Source organism: Lentibacillus populi (genome assembly GCA_014642895.1).
In the GTDB taxonomy this organism is placed as follows: Bacteria; Bacillota; Bacilli; order Bacillales; family Amphibacillaceae; genus Lentibacillus_C; species Lentibacillus_C populi.
Genome location: BMJD01000028.1, coordinates 38,031 through 59,058, shown reverse-complemented (window position 1 = coordinate 59,058; position 21,028 = coordinate 38,031). Strand labels below are relative to the sequence as shown.

At 41.0% G+C, this 21,028-nt stretch carries 20 protein-coding genes, 1 tRNA gene, 1 rRNA gene and 1 pseudogene; 1 reads left to right on the top strand and 22 read right to left on the bottom strand.

The genetic code is table 11. The features are described from left to right. The 17 genes and pseudogenes from IEX12_RS15545 to spoIIE all read right to left on the bottom strand — a co-directional run. Positions 1-178: ribosomal RNA gene (locus IEX12_RS15545) — 16S ribosomal RNA — on the bottom strand; the annotation flags it as partial. Positions 179-614: 436 nt separating this feature from the next. Next, a complete protein-coding gene (gene lysS, locus IEX12_RS15540; protein ID WP_102414313.1) occupies positions 615-2,096 on the bottom strand; it encodes a lysine--tRNA ligase in 1,482 nt (493 codons plus the stop codon). A 160-nt stretch (positions 2,097-2,256) separates the two neighbouring features. Continuing rightward, a pseudogene (gene dusB / locus IEX12_RS15535) lies at positions 2,257-3,242 on the bottom strand (tRNA dihydrouridine synthase DusB). A 20-nt stretch (positions 3,243-3,262) separates the two neighbouring features. Next, complete coding sequence (locus IEX12_RS15530) at positions 3,263-3,490, bottom strand: helix-turn-helix domain-containing protein (RefSeq protein ID WP_088051793.1); 228 nt, start codon at positions 3,488-3,490, stop codon at positions 3,263-3,265. Continuing rightward, the gene (folK, locus tag IEX12_RS15525) at positions 3,460-3,972 is read right to left on the bottom strand and encodes a 2-amino-4-hydroxy-6-hydroxymethyldihydropteridine diphosphokinase (protein ID WP_088051792.1); all 513 of its coding nucleotides are present in this window, start codon (positions 3,970-3,972) and stop codon (positions 3,460-3,462) included. Before folK ends, IEX12_RS15530 begins: the two co-directional genes overlap by 31 nt. Further along, positions 3,969-4,334, bottom strand: coding sequence for a dihydroneopterin aldolase (folB, locus tag IEX12_RS15520; protein WP_088051791.1), 366 nt, complete (start codon positions 4,332-4,334; stop codon positions 3,969-3,971). The genes folK and folB overlap by 4 nt, the downstream gene beginning before the upstream one ends. Beyond that, positions 4,327-5,157 (bottom strand): dihydropteroate synthase, encoded by an 831-nt coding sequence (folP, locus tag IEX12_RS15515; RefSeq protein WP_088051790.1) that lies wholly within the window; start codon positions 5,155-5,157, stop codon positions 4,327-4,329. Before folP ends, folB begins: the two co-directional genes overlap by 8 nt. A gap of 201 nt (positions 5,158-5,358) precedes the next feature. After that, positions 5,359-6,288 carry a cysteine synthase A gene (gene cysK / locus IEX12_RS15510; RefSeq protein ID WP_188725470.1) on the bottom strand — a complete coding sequence of 310 codons (930 nt, stop codon included), beginning with the start codon at positions 6,286-6,288 and terminating at the stop codon, positions 5,359-5,361. 128 nt (positions 6,289-6,416) lie between these two features. Continuing rightward, positions 6,417-7,313: a peptidylprolyl isomerase gene (locus IEX12_RS15505; RefSeq protein ID WP_088051788.1), complete on the bottom strand. Its 897-nt coding sequence runs from the start codon at positions 7,311-7,313 to the stop codon at positions 6,417-6,419. A gap of 263 nt (positions 7,314-7,576) precedes the next feature. After that, positions 7,577-8,455, bottom strand: coding sequence for an Hsp33 family molecular chaperone HslO (gene hslO, locus IEX12_RS15500; protein WP_188725469.1), 879 nt, complete (start codon positions 8,453-8,455; stop codon positions 7,577-7,579). A 72-nt stretch (positions 8,456-8,527) separates the two neighbouring features. Continuing rightward, entirely contained in the window at positions 8,528-9,298 is a 771-nt protein-coding gene (locus tag IEX12_RS15495; protein ID WP_188725468.1) for a type III pantothenate kinase, read from the bottom strand. A gap of 141 nt (positions 9,299-9,439) precedes the next feature. Further along, a complete protein-coding gene (gene ftsH / locus IEX12_RS15490; protein WP_188725467.1) occupies positions 9,440-11,473 on the bottom strand; it encodes an ATP-dependent zinc metalloprotease FtsH in 2,034 nt (677 codons plus the stop codon). A 151-nt stretch (positions 11,474-11,624) separates the two neighbouring features. Next, on the bottom strand, positions 11,625-12,170 hold the full coding sequence (hpt, locus tag IEX12_RS15485) for a hypoxanthine phosphoribosyltransferase (RefSeq protein WP_088051784.1): 546 nt from the start codon (positions 12,168-12,170) through the stop codon (positions 11,625-11,627). A 98-nt stretch (positions 12,171-12,268) separates the two neighbouring features. Next, complete coding sequence (tilS, locus tag IEX12_RS15480) at positions 12,269-13,660, bottom strand: tRNA lysidine(34) synthetase TilS (RefSeq protein WP_188725466.1); 1,392 nt, start codon at positions 13,658-13,660, stop codon at positions 12,269-12,271. Between the two features lie 129 nt (positions 13,661-13,789). After that, complete coding sequence (gene prkT / locus IEX12_RS15475) at positions 13,790-14,734, bottom strand: serine/threonine protein kinase PrkT (RefSeq protein WP_088051782.1); 945 nt, start codon at positions 14,732-14,734, stop codon at positions 13,790-13,792. Beyond that, positions 14,697-15,437 (bottom strand): VWA domain-containing protein, encoded by a 741-nt coding sequence (locus IEX12_RS15470; RefSeq protein ID WP_088051781.1) that lies wholly within the window; start codon positions 15,435-15,437, stop codon positions 14,697-14,699. The genes prkT and IEX12_RS15470 overlap by 38 nt, the downstream gene beginning before the upstream one ends. A 141-nt stretch (positions 15,438-15,578) precedes the next feature. Further along, a complete protein-coding gene (spoIIE, locus tag IEX12_RS15465; protein ID WP_088051780.1) occupies positions 15,579-18,029 on the bottom strand; it encodes a stage II sporulation protein E in 2,451 nt (816 codons plus the stop codon). A gap of 430 nt (positions 18,030-18,459) precedes the next feature. Between spoIIE and IEX12_RS15460 the strand changes: the two genes are divergently transcribed. Then, positions 18,460-18,533, top strand: a tRNA-Met gene (locus IEX12_RS15460). A 308-nt stretch (positions 18,534-18,841) separates the two neighbouring features. On the opposite strand, the gene IEX12_RS15455 is transcribed toward IEX12_RS15460, so the two are convergent. The 5 genes from IEX12_RS15455 to IEX12_RS15435 all read right to left on the bottom strand — a co-directional run bounded on the left by IEX12_RS15455 (position 18,842) and on the right by IEX12_RS15435 (position 21,027). After that, positions 18,842-19,225, bottom strand: coding sequence for a S1 domain-containing RNA-binding protein (locus IEX12_RS15455; RefSeq protein ID WP_088051779.1), 384 nt, complete (start codon positions 19,223-19,225; stop codon positions 18,842-18,844). Between the two features lie 72 nt (positions 19,226-19,297). Further along, positions 19,298-19,678 (bottom strand): FtsB family cell division protein, encoded by a 381-nt coding sequence (locus IEX12_RS15450; RefSeq protein ID WP_088051778.1) that lies wholly within the window; start codon positions 19,676-19,678, stop codon positions 19,298-19,300. A gap of 6 nt (positions 19,679-19,684) precedes the next feature. Then, a complete protein-coding gene (yabQ, locus tag IEX12_RS15445; RefSeq protein ID WP_188725465.1) occupies positions 19,685-20,284 on the bottom strand; it encodes a spore cortex biosynthesis protein YabQ in 600 nt (199 codons plus the stop codon). After that, positions 20,281-20,580, bottom strand: a complete 300-nt coding sequence (yabP, locus tag IEX12_RS15440; protein ID WP_088051776.1) for a sporulation protein YabP — start codon at positions 20,578-20,580, stop codon at positions 20,281-20,283. Before yabP ends, yabQ begins: the two co-directional genes overlap by 4 nt. 180 nt (positions 20,581-20,760) lie before the next feature. Further along, the gene (locus tag IEX12_RS15435) at positions 20,761-21,027 is read right to left on the bottom strand and encodes an RNA-binding S4 domain-containing protein (RefSeq protein ID WP_088051775.1); all 267 of its coding nucleotides are present in this window, start codon (positions 21,025-21,027) and stop codon (positions 20,761-20,763) included. Position 21,028 lies beyond the last annotated feature (1 nt).

The window sequence follows — 21,028 nt, the reverse complement described above, 5'->3', positions numbered from 1 at the left end:
CCCGGTTTCCCGGAGTTATCCCGATCTTACAGGCAGGTTGCCCACGTGTTACTCACCCGTCCGCCGCTCGTTCCACTAGCGTCCTCCCGAAGGATTCCGCTTGCTTCCCGCGCTCGACTTGCATGTATTAGGCACGCCGCCAGCGTTCGTCCTGAGCCAAGATCAAACTCTCCAAAAAAGTTTGTATAAGATTAACACCAATTAATCTTATGAAATGTCTTAGCTTCAAAAATTGATTTCAGTGTCAAAAGCACTTCATCGGAATCTGACCTCCGGCTTCTGACCTCTGACATCCGTTCACATACTGGTTGTTTTGTTCAGTTTTCAAAGAGCAAATGTTTTGTCGCTCTAATTTTGGCGACTTGATTATTATATCAACCTAACAAGCATTTGTCAATAACTTTTTTAGGTTTGGAAATATGTTTTTGCTGCATCGGCAGCGCAACGTTTACTAATTTACCACGATTATTCCCTAAACGCAAGAGGAAGTGAATGGAAAAAATAAATCCAATCTAAACAGAAGGCTCTCTAGCAAAAAACCAGATGATCTTACTAAATAAGATGGAGCAACTCATCTTATCAGCAGGTCATCTGGCAATATACACTAAACCATATTACTTATTCCGCATTTGTGGGAATAGGAGCACGTCACGAATAGACGGTGAATTTGTCAGTAGCATAACAAGCCGGTCCATTCCAATACCAAGCCCACCAGTTGGCGGCATTCCATATTCTAATGCCTCCAAGAAGTCCTCGTCCATTAGGTGTGCTTCATCATTTCCTTGTTCTCGTTCCTTTAATTGTGATTCAAAGCGCTCACGCTGATCAATCGGATCATTTAGTTCACTAAAGGCATTCGCATGCTCGCGGCCAACAATAAACAATTCAAAACGATCGGTAAATCGGTCATCTTCTTTATTCTTCTTGGCCAATGGTGAAATTTCGACCGGATGACCATAAATAAATGTTGGCTGAATTAACTTTTCCTCGACCCGTTGTTCGAAAAATTCGTTTACGACATGACCGAATGTCATGGTCTCTTTAATTTCGATCCCATGTTCTTTCGCTAAGCTTCGGGCATCTTCATCACTCATTTGCGTCCAGAAGTCTACGCCAGTGTATTCTTTTACTGCATCAACCATGTGCAGTCTCTTCCATTGCGGTTCCAGCGAAACTTCTTCATCCCCATAAATTATTGTTGTTTTTCCTAATACATCCTTCGCAATATGAGCAATCATATTTTCCGTTAATGTCATAATATCGTGGAAGTCAGCGTATGCTTCATACAATTCCATCATGGTGAATTCCGGGTTGTGGCGTGTTGATACACCTTCATTACGAAATACACGACCAATTTCATAAACTTTTTCCATACCGCCAACAATTAATCGCTTCAAATGCAATTCAATTGCAATACGCATATACAGTGGTATATCCAATGCATTATGATGGGTGACAAACGGACGTGCTGCTGCGCCACCTGGTATTCCATGCATCATTGGTGTTTCAACCTCTAAAAATCCATTGCCATCTAAATAACGGCGCATGGATTGAATAATTTTACTTCGCAATACGAATGTCTCGCGGCTATCTAAATTGGTAATCAAATCTAAATAGCGCTGACGGTAACGTTGTTCAACATCCTTTAGTCCATGATATTTTTCCGGCAAAGGACGTAATGATTTTGTCAGTAATTGAAATTCAGTTGCTTTAACGGACAATTCGCCTACCTTGGTTTTAAACATGACGCCTGTTACACCGACAATATCACCCAAGTCAGTCGATTTAAAGATTTCGTATGCTGCTTCGCCAATGGAATCTTTCCGCACATATATCTGAATCTGCCCACTTAAATCCTGTAAATGTGCGAATCCTGCTTTTCCCTTTCCGCGTTTTGTCATCATTCGTCCTGCAATTGTAACCTTGTCCGTCTTTTCCTCAAGCTCTTCTTTAGAAAATTGATCGTACTTTTCAATTAGCTTTTCGGCAAAATCAGTCCGATTGAATTTACCGCCAAATGGATCAATTCCCTGTGTACGATAAGCATCAAGCTTTTCCCGTCTGACCCGCATATGATCGTTTAGTTCTTCTGTCACCGTCATCACTCCAATTATTTTACTATCGTAGCTAATAAATCAAGATTATATAAAAATAGATCATTTTACGATAAAACAAAAAGCTGCCAGCAAGCAACTGGCAGGGTTTCTCATCGTTATTAGTATAGAAAAATCAGCAGGCAGTGTCAATCATACAGATTTACGATGCCTTTATAGCCGCTTCCAACTCCTGGGCATACGTATATAAAATTTCCAATAATTCTTCCCTTGTTTCCACTTGATTGATGCGAGACCTTACCTTACCATTGCCCTTTAGTCCCTTTAAATACCATGCAGCGTGCTTACGCATTTCCATAATTGCTACACGCTCACCTTTTTGATTAATCGTTCCATATGAAGCGAGCATACTGCTATTTTTTCTTTCGGTGTCGGATTATCAATTAGTTCTCCTGTTTCCAAATACTTAGCTGTTTGGTAAACAATCCATGGGTTTCCCAAAGCCGCACGCCCAATCATGACCGCATCAACTCCTGTTTCATCAAGACGTTGTTTCGCAATCTGCGGACTGTCAATATCCCCATTCCCAATAACAGGAATGTTGACAGCTTGTTTTACTTGCTTAATAATATCCCAATCCGCATAACCCTCGTACATTTGCTTTCTCGTCCGGCCGTGTAATGCGACAGCACTAGCTCCGGCGGCTTCAATCGCTTTGGCATTGTCTACTGCATAAATATGATCTTCATCCCATCCTGTCCACATCTTAACCGTAACCGGCTTAGCAACATTTGCAACAACAGCAGATACCATTTGATATATTTTCTCCGGGTCTAACAGCCAATAGGATCCTGCTTCTATTTTGGTAACCTTAGGGGCAGGGCAGCCCATATTTATATCAATAATAGCGGCATTTGTATGTTGGTCAACATATTGGGCAGCCTCAACCAGTGAATCTTTATCACCACCGAAAATCTGCAGACTCATCGGCATCTCTTCTTCATCTATAAAAAGCATCTTCATTGTTTTTTCATTTTTATTGACGATCCCTTTACCGCTGACCATTTCTGCTGTAACAAGCCCCGCACCGAATTCCTTGACAGTCAGCCGGAATGCATAGTTTGAGACACCAGCCATTGGTGCCAATGCAACACGGTTCGGAATCGTAATATCACCTATTTGGTACATTGTTCTTCCTCCCTTGTTCCTTAAAAATCACCTTCTTGTACTTTTTCCTCTAACATTAATTCTCCCCATGATATCGCCAATGTATTAACAATTTTCGTTAACAGCTCATCATCCGCATCTTTTGTACCGCGCTCTACTTGCCCGAGCACGGCTATAGAAACGCCAATTTCTTTTGCAAAAGAAATCTGTGTATACCCTTTTAATTTACGAAATGCTTTTATTCTTCTTCCAAGTCGTTTACGGTCCATCTTGTAACATCCTTTTTGTCTTTTACGGATAAATCCCGGACCATGGCCACTACACTTTTATCCCAACCCGGAATAAATAAATCAGGTGCTATTTCTGCTAGCGGAATAAGTACAAAGGCCCGTTCATGCATTCTCGGATGCGGAATAATCAGCCGGTCTGTTTTTTTATTTTCGTCATGATAGAGTAAAATGTCAAGGTCGATTGTACGCGGGCCAAACCGTATTTCCCTTTTTCTGCCAAGTTTCCGTTCAATGGATTGGCAAACATCCAATAACTCCAATGGGGAAAGCGATGTATTTAACTCCACAACCATATTTAAAAAATCCGCCTGTTCGGTATATCCAACCGGAGCCGTTTGATAAATAGCCGATTTTTGCGTTATCATAATTGCCTCATGGGCATCCAGTAACGAAATCGCTTCTAATAAGTACTGTTTTCGTGGTTCAATATTGGAACCTAATGCAATGTATATATGTCTCATTTCGCTCTCTCCCGGAATATTTCTACAGCTACCGATTGATAATGACCCGGAATTGGCGGATCTGGCTTGGTGACCTTAATGGTGCACGCGGTCAACTTGGCAAATGCCGCAAGCAATTCACTGGCCACTTGCTCAGCGGCAGCTTCAATAAGGTTCTTCGGTTCCCCCTCCATAATTGCTTTAACGGTTTCATATACCTGTCCATAATCAATGGAATCCTCCATACAATCAGAACTGCCTGGTTTCTCTAAATCAAGAAAAATTTCCACATCCACGAAAAATCGCTGACCTAATTTATTTTCTTCGGGAAACAAACCATGGTAACCGTAAAACTCCATACGATTAATGATAATCTTATCCATTGACAGCCACCCCTTTTCCAAGCATTGCATCCATCATTCTTGCTAGCTCGACGTTTATTTTGACGTTGTGAACACGGACAATATGCACACCCTTGGTAATTCCCAAACATGTTGTTGCCCCTGTTCCAATATCTCTTTCCGCTGCGGGTAAGTCCAACACCCCGCCAATAAATCGTTTTCTGGAGGTGCCTAATAGGACGGGATATCCTAATTCAGCAAACCTTTCCAGATTATTCATAACAACTAAATTATCTGCTGCCGTTTTTGCAAAGCCAATGCCAGGATCAAGGATAATATTTTCTTCTGGTACCCCAGCGTTTATAGCAATTTCCATGCTTTCCTGTAAATCTTGTTTCATATCATCGATTAATGATGTGTAATTCATATTGCTCCGATTGTGCATCAAAATAATCGGAACATGGTATTCAGCGGCAACAACTGCTATTTCTGGATCCTTTTTTGCCCCCCAGATATCATTAATAATGTCCGCGCCAGCTTCTACTGCTTGTCTCGCCGTTTCCGCTTTGTACGTATCAATCGAAATTGGCACTCGGATTTCCTTTTTGACCGCCCTTATTACGGGCAGAACCCGGTTTAATTCATCTTCCAATGAGACTGGTTCATGATTGGGTCTCGTCGATTCGCCACCGATATCAATCATATCCGCGCCTTGTTGTTCCATCAACACCGCTTGTTTAACAGCTCTTTCGACAGATGTGTAGCTGCCGCCATCCGAAAATGAATCTGGTGTTACATTGAGAATCCCCATAATGTGTGTTCCATCCGCCAAATTATATGTCTTTGTTCGCGTTTTTAACAACATTTTTCCTTTACCTTCCTACCTATAGCTATTTTATGTACATATCGTATCACATTAAAAAGGATTAGCACCAGATAAATTGATGCTAATCCCTTGAATCATAAGAAAGGCCTATGTCCAGCAAATACCCTTCCTTTTTCAGAAATGAAAGTACAGAATTTGCAAATGTGCAAAGTCTTTCCCAGCAAGAGCCATGTCCGGCTCCTAGTTTTCTTCATCAAATTGATAAAGCGGGGTTGATAAATAGCGTTCACCGTTATCCGGGAGAACCGCAAGAACTTTTTTCCCTTTTCCGAGTTTTTTAGCGACCTTTTTCGCAGCAGCAATCGCCGCACCGGAAGAAATACCACCTAGAATGCCATCTAACCTTGCTGCCTCGCGTGATGCCTGAAATGCTTCATTATTGGAAATCGGAACAACTTCATCATATACATCTGTATCAAGTACCTTAGGAACGAAGCCGGCACCAAGACCTTGAATTTTATGCGGCCCTGGTCTCCCACCAGATAAAATAGCGGAGTCCTCCGGTTCAACCGCATATACCTTTATATCGTTAAAATGATTTTTCAATACCTTTCCAGCACCCGTTATCGTTCCACCAGTACCGATCCCGGAGACAAATGCATCAAGTCCGTCTTTCATTTGTTCCACGATTTCCTTCCCGGTTGTACGTGCATGTATTTCCGGATTTGCCTGGTTATTAAATTGCTGCGGCATGAAATAGCCATTTTCTTCTTTAAGTTCTTCCGCCTTCTTGATTGCACCCTTCATTCCGTCAGCTCCTGGTGTTAAAACCAATTTTGCTCCATAAGCCCGTAGTAAATTACGACGCTCTTTACTCATTGTATCAGGCATAACGATAACGGTTTTATATCCTTTTGCTGCACCAATCATTGCCAGGCCAATCCCGGTATTCCCACTTGTCGGTTCAATGATCGTATCGCCATTCTTTAAAATTCCTGCCTCTTCCGCCGCCTCAATCATCGACAGGGCAATCCGGTCTTTTACCGAACTTCCAGGGTTCATAAATTCCAATTTCAAATAGATGTCTGCCCCATTTTCATCAGCAGCTCGATTTAATTTTACAATTGGTGTCTGGCCAACTAGTCCTGCAACACTATTAGCAACTTTCATAAAATCCCCTCCTAATTCCAAGTGCTTTTATATGATTTAATTATAATGTACGTTGTTAACACATATTTGTCAACAAAAAGCCAATTAATGGGCGTTTAACCTGGTTCGTTTGCCAATTATAGGCTGTCTTATTCATATACCCACTCTATATCAGCTTTATCCCATAGCGGGTCCGCTGTAAGTGTTTGACCTAATTTCTTCAATGCCAGTTCTTCTTCTATGTATGGCTTAATTTCATCATAGGTAAATGTGATTGATGGCAATTTTCTGTGCAGATAAATGATTGCTGTACCATTGCCACTTTTAATTGGTTTACTATACGACCGTTGCTCCATCTCTTTTGCAATATCTGCATAGCCATTAGGTAAAAATTGACTTGAATTAACGAAAAACCCTAAGTATCCGCCTTCACCTCTTGTTTCTTCGTCAATCGAATACTCCCTGGCAAGCAGCCCAAATGATGCACCTTCAGCAAGTTCTTTCTCTACCTTTTTAGCGGTTTCCAAATCAGGTAGAACGATATGCGAAACTTGTACGGATGCTTGAAAATCATATTGTTTATGGTAACTGTCAAAATACGCGCGAATCTCCTTTTCGGGAATTTCTGTATCCTTTGTTAACAGTCCCATTAATTGATAGCGATAAATAATGTCCCGACGCCATTCCTTTTCCCTTCGCTTTGTTTCTTCTTTCGTCATAACCCCCTGCATCGTAGTTAAAAGTGCGATTTCGCGGTCAATCACTTTTTCATTCACTTTAATATTGCTTTTATCCGCAAGCCGCTTGACAAGCTTACGGTCGATTAGCTGTTTTAATTGCTTTTTTCCATGATCTTGTCTAAGTGACTCCATCCAGTTTTTATAGGAGATCTCCTCATTACCAACGGTTGCAACTGGCTTCTTACTGTTAATTTTGGTATCGGAACCATCGATGGTAACCTTTTTTTCCTGATTCCAAAACAATAATGTTGTAGTGTTTGTTATCAGCAATACAACAATGATCCCCAGCATTAATCTTTTTGACATATCATGCTCCCTTTCTTATAGCGGATGTTCAAAAAACGCTAACACGTGTTTTTAGATGTCAGAAGCCAGAGGTTGGATTGGAAGAAATCGGCTAGGTAACGATTTCAATGCCGATTTTTATCGTTTCCTATCTTTAAAAAGTGCCAAATGATCGGCAGCTAACTCGATACTTCGCTTGTTTTTCCGGTGCACAGGAGCTATGCCGCCTTGACCTTCTTGTTTCTAATTTATTTGGCTCTTTTTAAACACGACTTAAAGCGGTGTTACTCATTTTCCCGAATGAAGCTTTTAAGTTCCGCTTCGGTAAATTGATATGTTTCATTGCAAAAATGACAGGTTGCTTCAGCGCCATGATCTTCGTTAACCATACTTTCCATTTCTTCATTTCCTAATCCTTTGATCGCTCTAGCAATACGCTCACGGGAACATTTACACTTGAATACTACCGGCATCCGCTCATGGAAAATTACTTCCTCATCAACAAAGAGCCGTTGTAAAACCTCCTCTGGTGATTTCCCTTCCCGGACTGACGTTGAAATCGGCGGGAATGACTGAATTTGTTCCTCTAACCGTTCGATAACCTCCTCATCGGCACCGGGCATCACTTGCACGATAAACCCACCAGCGGCTAGTATTGTATGATCCGGGTTTACTAACACGCCAGCACCGACAGCGGAGGGGATTTGTTCGGAGTTAGCGTAGTAATAGGTGAAATCTTCGCTGATCTCTCCAGAAACAATTGGGACTTGACCAGTAAAATAATCCTTTAATCCCAAATCCTTTACAACACTTAAGTTCCCCTCCGTTCCAACAGCACGGGAAACATCCAGTTTACCACGATCATTCAAATCAAAGTCAACGTGCGGATTTGTCACATATCCACGGACCTCCCCCTTGGCATTAGCATCCGCAATAATCGCGCCAATCGGGCCATTCCCTTCTACTTTTACGGTTAACGAATCTTCTCCCTTTAGCATAGCACCCATCATCGCTGTAATCGATACCGTACGTCCAATTGCAGCAGATGCGGTTGCCCATGTATCCTGACGGCGTCTCGTTTCCTCAACCAGATTGGTCGATGTGATAGCATAGGCACGAACCATTCCCTGATACGCCGTTGCTTTTACTAAATAATCGTTCATGATGAAAAGCCTCCTTGATAAGGATGTTCAAAAAGTTACCAAATAATAAGCGGTGACTTTTTGAGCATCCGCTTACCGCATGTTTTTTTGATAAATTAAATTTAGTCCTTTTAGTGTTAAATGTTTATCAACATGATCAATTGTTGTGGATGCATCCGAAATTAATGACGCCAGGCCACCTGTCGCAATGACTTTCGGTTCAACTGTAGCCAGTTGTTTGATACGCGTTACAATGCCATCTACTTGTCCTACATAACCATAAAAAACACCCGACTGCATCGCCTCAACGGTTGATTTGCCAATTACGCTTTCTGGTGCCTGGATTTCAATTTTCGGCAGTTTGGATGCTTTACTATATAATGCTTCCATGGAAATATGGATCCCTGGTGCAATGGCCCCACCATAATATTCTTCCTTTTCATTGATATAACAATACGTTGTTGCGGTACCAAAATCAATAATAATAAGTGGTCCTCCATATTCCGCAATGGCACCAACAGCATTTACAACCCGATCCGCCCCTATTTCCTTTGGATTCGGATAAACTATTTTCAAAAATGACCGCGCCATAGTACTGTCAACTACAAGTGGTGCGAGATCAAAATAAATCCTGCACATCTTTTCCAGAGCAAACATAATCGGTGGAACAACGGAAGAAATAATAGCACCATGAATATCAGATAACATAATTCCTTTATGATCAAAAAGCGATTTTATCAACACACCAAATTCGTCTTCTGTTTTATATCTGTCGGTTTTGATTCGCCATTCGTGTTTTAACTGATCTTTTTCAAACACTCCCAGAACGGTATTCGTATTTCCTACATCAAGCACAAAAAGCATACATAACCAAACCCTTCTATCAAAACTCATGTTTTTCAAAACATGCTAAATTAGCTTTTGGATTTTCTTACTATACCATATAATAATTTCGAAAAGAAAAAACAACCCCTCATTTCGGCATGAGAGGTTGTATCCTGTTGATTATTCCTTTTTCTCATCGGAAGCGTCATCAGCATTCTGATTTTCCTTGCTATCTTCTTCCCTGTTTTCTTTTCGCTTTTGCTCTGCTTTCGCTTTTGCTTCCTCATAGGTTTCCGGTGCTTCATCCTGATCCTGTTTCGATTGGATATTTACCCGGACATCATCCTTATCGGAGATTTCAGCTTCTTCATTTTCCAGCAAATCTTCCGGTTCTGGAAGCACGCCATCCTCAAATAACCCTTTTATTTGTTTTGCATCCAGCGTTTCGACTTTAAGCAGTGTTTGGGCAATGAGCTCCAATTTATCTTTATTTTCGGTAAGAATTTTCTTCGCTCGATCGTAACAGTAATGGATGAAATGCTGCATTTCCTTATCAATATCATGGGCAATTGCATCACTGTAATTTTGCTCATTTTGGATATCGCGGCCCAAGAAAACATTTCCTCCACCGCCACTGCTAAACTGCAATGGACCAATTTTATCACTCATACCGTACTCGGTGATCATTTTATGGGCGATACTTGTTGCACGTTCAAAATCATTGGATGCCCCAGTACTAACTTCGCCAAAGATGATTTCCTCGGCAACACGTCCACCTAAGAGACCGGTAATTTTATCGAATAGTTCCGGTTTCGTCATAAAGTAACGATCTTCTTTTGGAAGCATAACCGCGTAGCCACCGGCCTGCCCGCGAGGTACAATTGTTACCTTGTGCACTGTATCTGCATCGTCCAGGACCATACCAATAATCGTATGTCCACTTTCATGATATGCCACGATATTACGTTCTTTTTCAGAAATAACCCGGCTTTTCTTGGCAGGCCCGGCAATAACCCGGTCAATGGCTTCATCAACATCAAGCATGTCAATCTTCGTTTTATCATGACGGGCTGCCACCAATGCTGCTTCATTTAACAGGTTTTCCAAGTCTGCACCTGAGAAGCCTGGTGTACGCATCGCAATAATTTTAAGATCCACTGAGCTGTCAAGCGGCTTGTTCTTCGCGTGCACTTTTAATACTTCCTGTCTACCTTTTACGTCTGGGCGGTTAACCGGAATCTGACGGTCAAATCTTCCTGGACGTAGTAGTGCCGGATCCAGAATATCAGGACGGTTGGTAGCGGCAATGATAATAATTCCTTCATTTGCACCAAACCCATCCATTTCAACAAGCAATTGGTTCAGCGTTTGCTCACGTTCATCATGCCCACCGCCAAGACCAGCACCACGCTGGCGACCTACTGCATCAATTTCATCAATAAATATAATACAAGGAGCATTTTTCTTCGCATTTTCAAATAAGTCACGTACACGGGATGCACCGACACCAACAAACATCTCAACAAAATCAGAACCGCTGATCGAGAAAAATGGTGTGCCTGCCTCACCGGCAACTGCACGTGCAAGCAAGGTTTTACCTGTTCCTGGAGGTCCTACTAACAGGACACCTTTAGGAATACGCGCCCCAATCGTAGCAAATTTGCGAGGGTCCTTCAGAAATTCAACAACCTCAACAAGTTCTTGCTTTTCTTCATCGGCTCCTGCTACATCTTTAAAGCGAACTTTTTTCTTATCTTCCGAGTACATTTTCGCTTTACTCTTACCAAAATTCATCACGCGACCGCCGCCGCCTTGCGATTGACTAAGAATAAAGAAGAAAAATAGTCCAATAATCAAAAATGGAATCATCGTCGTCAGGAAGGTAACCCATCCGCTTGGTTGTTCCTCTTCTTTAACATTCAGCACACTTTGTTCCTGTGCTTTAGCTGTAATGTCAGCGACTACATCCGTGTTATCTGGAACTTGTGCAATGAATTGTTTATCATCCTTTTCCAATGTCCCAGTTAGTCGCATAATTCCATTTGCTGGCTGCATCGTCACTTCGGAGATTTCGCCATTATTTAACGCTTGCATGAATTCTTCTACATTATATTGTTCTGCCTGATCATTTTGTCCCTTGAATACCCCTATAACGCCAATAATGACAAGAAATATCAGGAAATAAAAGATCACGTTCCGAAATAATCGGTTCATTGCCTACCTCCTCCCAAGCGGGAAAAACTATATTAAATAGTACCATAGGAAAAAGTTCAAATACAACTAATTCCTCTTCATAAATGGTATTTAAATTTTTCAGCTTTTAATACCAAGGAATGGTTAAAAAACTGCCTATTTGTCGTGCTTATTATTCCTCTCCACCATAGATTCTCGGTTTCAGCACACCAATATACGGCAAGTTACGATATTTCTCCTCATAGTCCAGTCCATAACCTACCACAAATTCATTTGGAACCTCAAATCCGATAATATCTGCTTTAATATTTGCTGTACGTCCGGCAGGTTTATCGAGCAATGTAACAATTTTAATTGATTTTGCCTTGCGATATTTAAATAAATCAACTAAATAGCTTAATGTCAAACCACTATCAATAATATCCTCAATAATTAACAGGTCACGGCCCTCCACTTTTGTGTCCAGATCCTTGACAATTTTAACCTCACCGGAGGAACGCATCTTTCCACCATAGCTTGATACATCCATAAAGTCCATTTCCAGGTGTGTTTCGGTATATCTCAGCACATCCGACATGAATGGCATCGCACCCTTTAATACACCAATTGCAAGCGGAAATTTACCTTCATATTCTTTTGTCAATTGTTTACCAATTTCCGCGCACTTTTTTGCAATATCTTCTTGTGATATTAATATTTTTTCAATATCATTATGCATTTCCGATCCTCCCAATCCAGCGCCGGCGCCCAGCAGCTAGTGCACAACACCTTCCTTTGTACGATGAATCAACATCGGTGAAAGGGGCGCCTCCGCTTTTACATATTACCCTTTTCATAACAAATTTTAATAAATGATGTGTTGTTTGCCTGTTTCCTTGGCTGTCCTTTTCTTAAACCGATAAGCCAGAGAATCTCTCCCTTATTATCGGTTACAAGCGGCCAATTATCCCGTTCCTTGACTGGAATTTTTTCATCTATGAAGATATCTTTAATCTTCTTGCTCCCATTAAGCCCCTTCCAGCACATCCGATCCCCGGCCTTTCGCGTTCTAATATGTAAAGGTAATACGATCTGATCCTTGCAGCAGACATATGTATTCTCATCCTCCGATGAATGATTGCTAAAAACCGTACTAATGACAGATCCGTCCGGCAGTGTCAGTTGCCCTGGGACAGGTAGCGTTTCATTAACCTGAAAGCTTTGGGATTCATCAAAATAGAAGTAAAAATTCAGCATTTGGTACGATTTTTCCACTTTTAGTTCGCGGGGAAAGTCAATCCGGACGTTTGCCTTTTCACTTGCTAACAACGCAAAAAATTGTTCCTCATGAATATACGATAAATCTTTCGGTAATTCATCATACAGATAGTTTAATATTAGATGATAGAACCGCCTTTGTAAAGCAAGGGGATGTGATTGGAAATGATCAATTTGCAATGTTGCCTTGCTTTTCATTTGATCCATCGTAATGACGTTGTCAAAAAGCCGGGAAGCTTCGTTATGCAAGTATTGTTCATCCGCTTGCAGTGATTCGCTTAAATGCTGCACTGTAGTATGTATATTGCCGTTTTGGATTTTTAATAACGGAACAACTTTATTTCGAAAATAATTTCTGGTAAATTCCGTGCCTTCATTTGTCGGATCTCTTCTTGGAATAATGTTCTGTTGTTCGCAGTAGGTTTCAATTTCCCGTTTGCTAACGCCTAATAACGGACGTACAATCAACCCTGTCGCAAATCGGCGTTTTACAGGAATTCCCGCCAGTGCTGTTGGATTGGCAGTCCGGGTTAGTCCCATGAGCATTGTTTCCACTTGATCGTCACCATGATGTCCTAGCGCCAAGTAGCTGGCCTGATGCTTTTTCATTTGCTCAGAAAAAACCTGATATCGTAATTCGCGGGCTGCAACCTCCGTTCCAACCTTTCTCGTTAATTTATACGATGGCACATCCACAAAGGTTCCATAAAATTCAATATTCCATTTTTCACACATTTCTTTTACATAAGTAAGATCTGCTTCCGATTCAGCACCGCGTAACTGATGGTCGACTGAAACCGCGATGATACGAAGATTATAATCGGTTTGGATCGACCAGAGAAAGTGCAGAAGTGCCATTGAATCAGGACCACCGGATACACCAGCAAGTATCGTTCTATTATTTTCCAATAACCGATGTTTTTTGATAAATGCCATAACCGCTTCACGCATGCTTATCCATCCTTATTTCCTTTAGTAGAGGATGTTCAAAAGGTCCGGTAAAAATGACGCATCGAATTTCTCGGTCCTTTTTATCCTCCTTTTTGAACACGCACTTATAGCATAATACTACACCTATCGCTAAGGAAGTAAAAGTGATGAGAGATAGTAGACTAGTGACAGAATGAAAAGTCCTGTGAGTTCCACTATGACTGGTCCTTGCTTGGCAGTCCGCTGTCTCCTTGTGCTCCGCTTAACCGTATGTCCCCTTTGTGCCAGATAGATCGTACTAGCCAATTCCTTTTTCATTTGTGCACTAGATTGATATTTTCCCTGAATCGCTTTTTTTAAGCATGATCGGTACATTTTTAACGATTGAGCTTCATGCAACTTTGTAATGAGTTGTTTTTCCGGGTTCGCCCCGCGATTAAATCGTTTAGGGAAATATATAGCTAAAAAAACCATGACAAATGCAAACAGATCATAGCTTGGTTCAGCCCGCCTTGAACCCATTCCCCAATAACCCCGATCGTAAAACTCCGTATATTCCTTAATCGCCCTGCCTATCTGTGTTGTTCCCCCGACATCGACCCAGCGAACTTTTGGCGGGGAAGATGTAACAAGCAGATTATCGGTTTTCAAATCACCAAATACCCAACCAGACTGATGGAGCCTCTCCAAGTCGTCTAATAACTGCAGCATGAAAACACCAATCCACTCACTGCCGTTTCGTTTCATAAAACTGGTAATGCTTTCTCCCTGCAAATATTCCATCACGTAAAATGCATATTTTATCCCTTGAGGTGTCTCCCAATCATCAACATCGAATAAAGAAGGCCCAAGACGATTCCCTTGGACCTTGGCTAGTGATTTTAGTACATTTACTTCCATCGTCATCGATGTACTATTATCACTGATTTTTAATGCTCGGTTTTTTCCATTGTGCGCACATAGATAAACAGATCCAATTGCACCACTTCCCAATTTACGTTTGATGACATAATGATGCTGGTGCCACTTCCCTTTTATGGTCATACCCGGCTGTAATTCAATACCCTGCTTCTTCCACGTCTGATTCATCTTCATTTTCAAAGCCCCTTAACAAGCTTTTTTTGCCAAATTGATACATCGCTTCCCGGATAGCTGGTCCTGTTGGTGTAATGCCTCCACTGGTCAGCTTCGGGAAAACAGTTGACACTTCATCCAGTTTTGGTGACCAATCAAATACCTTTTGAATACTATTCCGCTTACCAGGAAAACTGTAAATACAGAAACGATTACGACCAATACGGGCATTTAAACTAATCGACAAATCAATTAATGCCTCTTTAACCGTTGGAAGTTTATCATGCATGCTCGCACTCGTGTCAACAAGAACAAGCACCTCCAAGTCACATGTTTCTCCCATGTCTTCCACAACTTCCATTATTTCCCCGCGTTTTTCCGGTTCCAGGTCTTCCATCGTTTGTTCGGAACCAAGAATTTGCTTTAATTCCTGATTAACAAAACCTTGCAATGTTTGCGTCATTGCCTGTTTTGTTACCATTTGTACGGTCTGTGATAATGATTGCTTATAAACTAACTGGCTTACACCGCCACCAGAAAGGGCAATATCCTCAACTTCTTTTAATCCTTCTGATTCTTCTGTTTGATCATCGTCCAAAATCCCAATAACATTAACCGTAATGCCTTGCCGGGAAGCAATATTCGCTGTTGCCGCAGGATCTTCTCCCCGATTCGAGCAACCATCCGTTATTAATAAAATCTGTTTCAACGTCCCTTTTTTCACAAAAGTCCCTCCCAACTATTCCAGTACCAGCTTCACCAGAATAGGAAGGGAATATACATTTTAAAAGCGGAAGCGCCCGTTAAGACGGTCAACGTTGGCTGTTGATGTGACGTGCCTGGTCGTACTTCCCCTTCATCCCCATCACTGTGCTTCCTTGGCATATGCCGGGATACTTGCCCATTGTGGGGTGTTCTGTTTAATTTTGGCTACCATGACCGTCATATCGTCCTCAATTGCCCCTGACCTGGTACGAACAACTTCTTCCAGCAGCAAATCAGCGATTTCCTGTGGATCATCGGTACATATTTCACGGATTTTCCGTTTTAACCAGACATCTGTGTTTTCTACATGCTTTGGTCCGTCAAAAATGCCGTCACTCATCATAATTAATAAATCCTCCGCCTTTAATTGTTCACTGACAATGTCCACATCAAACTCTTGAATAATCCCCATCGGCAAATTACTTGCCTCAATTTTAATCATCTGCTCCCCCCGTTTGATGAAGCTTGGGGTCGAACCAATTTTTAAAAACCGGACAAACGCATTGTGCAAATTGATAACAGCAAGATCGAGCGTCGCATACATCTCGTCAGTCGATCGCAATGAAAGGATAGAGTTGATTGATTTAATCGCCACTTTTTCCGGAATGCCCGTCTGTAAAATCTGCTGCAGTAAACGTAATGTCTCCCCGCTTTCTTCATGAGCCCGTTTTCCATTACCCATTCCATCACTAATTGCCATGGCATACTTTCCCGCTCCAAGTTCAATTGTGGTAAAACTGTCACCAGAAATTAAACCACCACCTTTAGCAGCATTTGCTACTCCTGTTTCAATGATGAATTCCTTCGCAGAACCAAAAGCTAAATAACAATAGCCGTTCGGAAATGGTGAAATTTCCTCCTGTTTCACAATAATCATTTCATTTAAAATATCGGAAAGCACGGGAGCAATTAACTTTGGACCTTCACCACGATAATCATAAAACGAAACCGTCATTTCAATATCGACATTACCCTTGTCCAACCGGTATATATCAAGTTTTTCCAGAGCAATTCCCATATGATTCAGGGCATTGACAATCTGTATTTCCTGGTTTTCATGATGCTGTCTTTCTTTTAAAATTTCCTTGGCAAAGTTCTCCATGACCTCTGAAACACCTTGCAGCTGATCAGCAACAAACCGCTTACTCTCCATCACTTGTTTTTTTAGCTTCTGATTCGCCTCAAAGAATGACATTTCTTCCTTCATTGTGTCCATTACCTTTTTTGATTTCACACAATGATTGGCGAAGTCCCGATTTAATTTCCGGTTCGGTTCCTTTCCCTCCTCCAATTCATCTTTCATATCCTCCATTAATGAATAGGTTTTATCAAATTGCTGCTGCCAGCATTTGTTTTTCATAAAGCAGCTTTGACATGTCTTCTCGGTAACTTGGCTCAGGAAAAAGTCTGTCTCTCGTTTCCGGTCCATTTCCTCCTGGGGCAGCTCTTCCGCGTTTGTGAAGCTCTTTGACAGGGCCTCAAACACATCGGAAAACTGTTCTACCCGTTTAGCAGTAACATTGCGCACCTTCTGCAAATATTGTTCCTGCTCATTTGTATATTCCTCTGTACCGGGAATATAACGGGACAACCGTTTAAACCAGCTTGCCGGTGTCAGGATGAAAAACAGAATAGCAATAGACGATTCCATAATAGAAGGCACGAGTGAGGAAGCGTCGCCGTAAATTCCAACTAAAAACGTCCCAACCAGCAACCCAACACTAACTCCCACCTTCTTCCCTTCCTTCAGCAGTCCACCGAGCAAACCGGAAAAGGCAAGCAAGCTCATTTGATATAGATTGGCAACGTTTGCAAGGGAAAGAATCAGACCTGCCACGACACCGACCGTTGAACCAACTGCAGCCCCTCCGACAAAAGCAAGCAGCAGTACAAAATAGCGGGAGAATATCTGTTCAAATGATGCATCATACACCTCCCAGCCAATTGTCCCTGTCAAAATGGATGCAATTAAAATGATCATGCAAACAATTTCCTCATTTTTTAATGTTGGTTTATATCGTTTTGGTGATAATAGCGGAATGCTCTGCATAAATATAAGTACAAGCACCGTACCAAGCACCCCTTCAACAAATAAAAGCATCCACTCATACGATGTGAGCTGGCCAGCCATGGAATAAAAAAACAAACGTGGCGCAATCGTGGATAAAAACACAAAAAGCGGAATGATTACTTGTTGATTTTTGGCATTTTTAAACAAGCCAGCCAGAAATATAAATACAATCATGGCTAATGTAATAAAAACACCCTGATTCACGGAGAAACTTAATGCCCCGGCAATAATAGCAAGCATTACTTTAGCAGCCTTTTCTTTATGTACAAACCAGATCGTTGCTAAAAACGCGACCGCGAATGGCGAAACAACGGATAATATAACGGCTCGTCCCAGTAAAAAGCCAACAATAAAAAACAGCCACCCCTTTTCCAGCAAGATTCCTTTCACCCCGGTTGAAATCTTTCTTTTTACTTTATGAATGTTTTTTACCTCTTGTCCAAATGCTTTCGTATCCGCTCTCGGAATTGAATCGATCATATACAAGCCCTCCCTCTTTGGATCATTAAATCATAAGCTGGATTGTTTTTTTGTCAAAACAACAGAGTATATTCCAAAAATCGTTCGACTAAGTTTTTACAGGACTTGGGATTTTTCTACAAGCGCTAACGAAATCCTCAGGGAGCAGATGCTCATGCTTTTTCATTCTTTAACTGCTGCTCCCTTAAGTTATGAAAGATTATTACTTAAAAATTTACCGTGGATCTTTTCGTGTTTAACAGGAAAAGTTGTGTTTATTACTATCAGGATAACTCGAATAATGGATAAAACTTTCTGTGTGCGTATTATTTATTATTTGGAGGTAACACCGAATACGAAATATACACCATTTTCTACCTATTATGTAAATATAATCTCTGTATTGACACATCGGATTCGCTATTGTAATATATCATTTGTGACTTATTTAGGCGGCGTAGCTCAGCTGGCGAGAGCGTACGGTTCATACCCGTGAGGTCGTGGGTTCGATCCCCTCCGCCGCTATTACAGAGATCAGAGAACAGAAACCTGAGATCAGAGGGTTTGAAGATCGGCAGTCGCTGATTCCTTTCTTACACAATAATACTTGCTTTTGATTTATAATGAATACTTGAGGTTAGAAAAAAGTCGGCTATATATGCCGACTTTTTTTATATTATAAAAGGAATCGGCGTTTTGCCGATTCCTGCTAATCCGATTTCTGGCTTCTGATCTCTGACTTCCGATTCTATATATTAAAATGAAAATCGACCCTCTAGCCGATTTCTTCAATCTGGCTTCTGAACTCCGACATCCGAAATAGACAGCAGTTGCTATCCTCTTTTTGCACCTCGACCCCCACGTCTGGATTCCGTGTGCTTCTTTAAAGAGGCTAAACGGTCTTCAGAATCTTTGAGAAAACGATTCATTTTTGATTCAAATGATTCCGTGCGCTCACGGGTGTTCCTCTGGCGTGCAGGTCTATCTTTTGCTTTCTTAATCGATAAACCGATCTTGCCATCCTTTTCGACATTAATCACTTTCACCTTAACCTCGTCCCCGACACTAAGATGTTCATTAATGTCTTTCACATAGTTGTCGGCAACCTCACTAATATGAACAAGGCCAGTTTTACCTTCTCCAAGCTCAACAAAGGCCCCGAAATTAGTGATACCTGTTACCTTTCCCTGCAGCTTGCTGCCTACTTCGATTGACATAAAAAAAATGCTCCTCCTTAAAGAATTAAATATATAGTTCTAATATATTATAGCTAAGCATATGAAAGCGTGTCAATAAGATGGATCCTCGTCAGGAATTTTGAAGATGGTTTCCCCCTCATCAGAGAAAAAATAGTTTGTCCGGGCAATCTCCAACACATAATCTTCATCTTTTAACAGGTTAATTTCTTCGGTAAGGTTTTCCTCTTCCTTTTTCAACGTAGTCAATTTATCCTGCAGCTCTGTATATTGTTCCTTTTTTTCAGCATGAAGTGTACGCTGTTTAACATGGTATGCAGCCATACTGCCAATCGTGATGATTACTACAATAGAAAATAACGCTAGACGACGAATCAGACGCTTCTTTTTCTTCTTCTGTCTTTCTATGTATGCGTCATATTGCTGCATATAGTGTGAATCCAGTCTTGTTACGGTTTTTTTCTTTGTCGGCAAAGCCTGCTACCTCCTTTTAAACTTTAAATACTCCAAGCCCTTTTTACATATATTCTTTATTGTACTATAAAATCCTGCTGTTTTGTGTAAAAAATTTTGGATACTTTTTGGCAGCAGACGATAAATCAGATAAATTACCCATTTTATCGGGAAAATGATAACCTTAGCTATAAAAAGGAGAATCGATATGACGAGCTGAACGACAAACAGAATTAATGTTATTACTAATTGTATAAGGTATTTTACCGGGGTGATAATTAATGTTTGGATCAGCTTTTCCAAAAAGTGATAGCAAGCTGCAATTACACGGATAACATATTCCAGTAAACGTTTATAGGCGTGAGCAGCCAGTGCCTGGTATGCAGCAAAACCCAGTAAAAGCGCTAAAAACACATAAAAGCGTAATTCGCCAGCATTGACACGGAATAACACATAAAATAACAGCAAAACCTGTGACAGCCAAAAGGTAATCTCCATAAAATAGCGTAAAAATCGATTTTCTTTCCAATGTGGCTGAAAACGACGAAATGTCTCTTGAATGATCCCCAAATAAAAGCCGCTTATCACCATGACAATCATCGTCATGAACTGGACATCGAGTGTCATCGAAATAGCTTGCTAAAGAATCCTTTAGCTTTCTCCTGGTGTTGTTCATCTACATAGGAGAGCTCATATATTTTCCCTTTTATCGAAACTAGTCCTTCACCAACATCAAGATTTTTCAATTGCAGGTTTTGTCCGCGGATGATTAGGAACCCCATTACCGTTTCCAGTAGAAATTCTTCATTATCAAAACTGTCTACCTCTTTAACACCTGAGATTTCCAAGTTTTTTCGGTTATTAATCTTTACGTAATGATCTTGTTGCACACGTTGTACGGAATCTTTTTCATAATAATTCATACCTTGTCCCTCCTTGTCATTATTAACCTATGATAGATTGGACAAGGATAGAACTTAACTTTTCTTTCCTTTTTGCACACACTTTTCTAATAGATAATAAAGTATAAAAATCTAGGCTCTATTCTGCTCATACTAGAGTAGGCCACGTCCGGCTCCAGCGCCTTTGTTCGTTTCATACAATCATTTGGTGTCTTTAGGAACTTCCTCTTTTAATACTTTGTACAATGTTTCTGCTTCGTCCTTCTTTACTGTTTCTTTCAGTGCAGTTACTTCAATTGTTACAAGTTTCTGCCCAAACTGAATAACGAGCTTATCGCCTACTGTTACATTGGACGCTGCTTTTGCTTGATGGCCATTAATCGTAATCCGTCCTTTATCAGCAACTTCCTTTGCCAGTGTCCGGCGCTTAATTAATCTGGATACTTTTAAAAATTTGTCAAGACGCAAA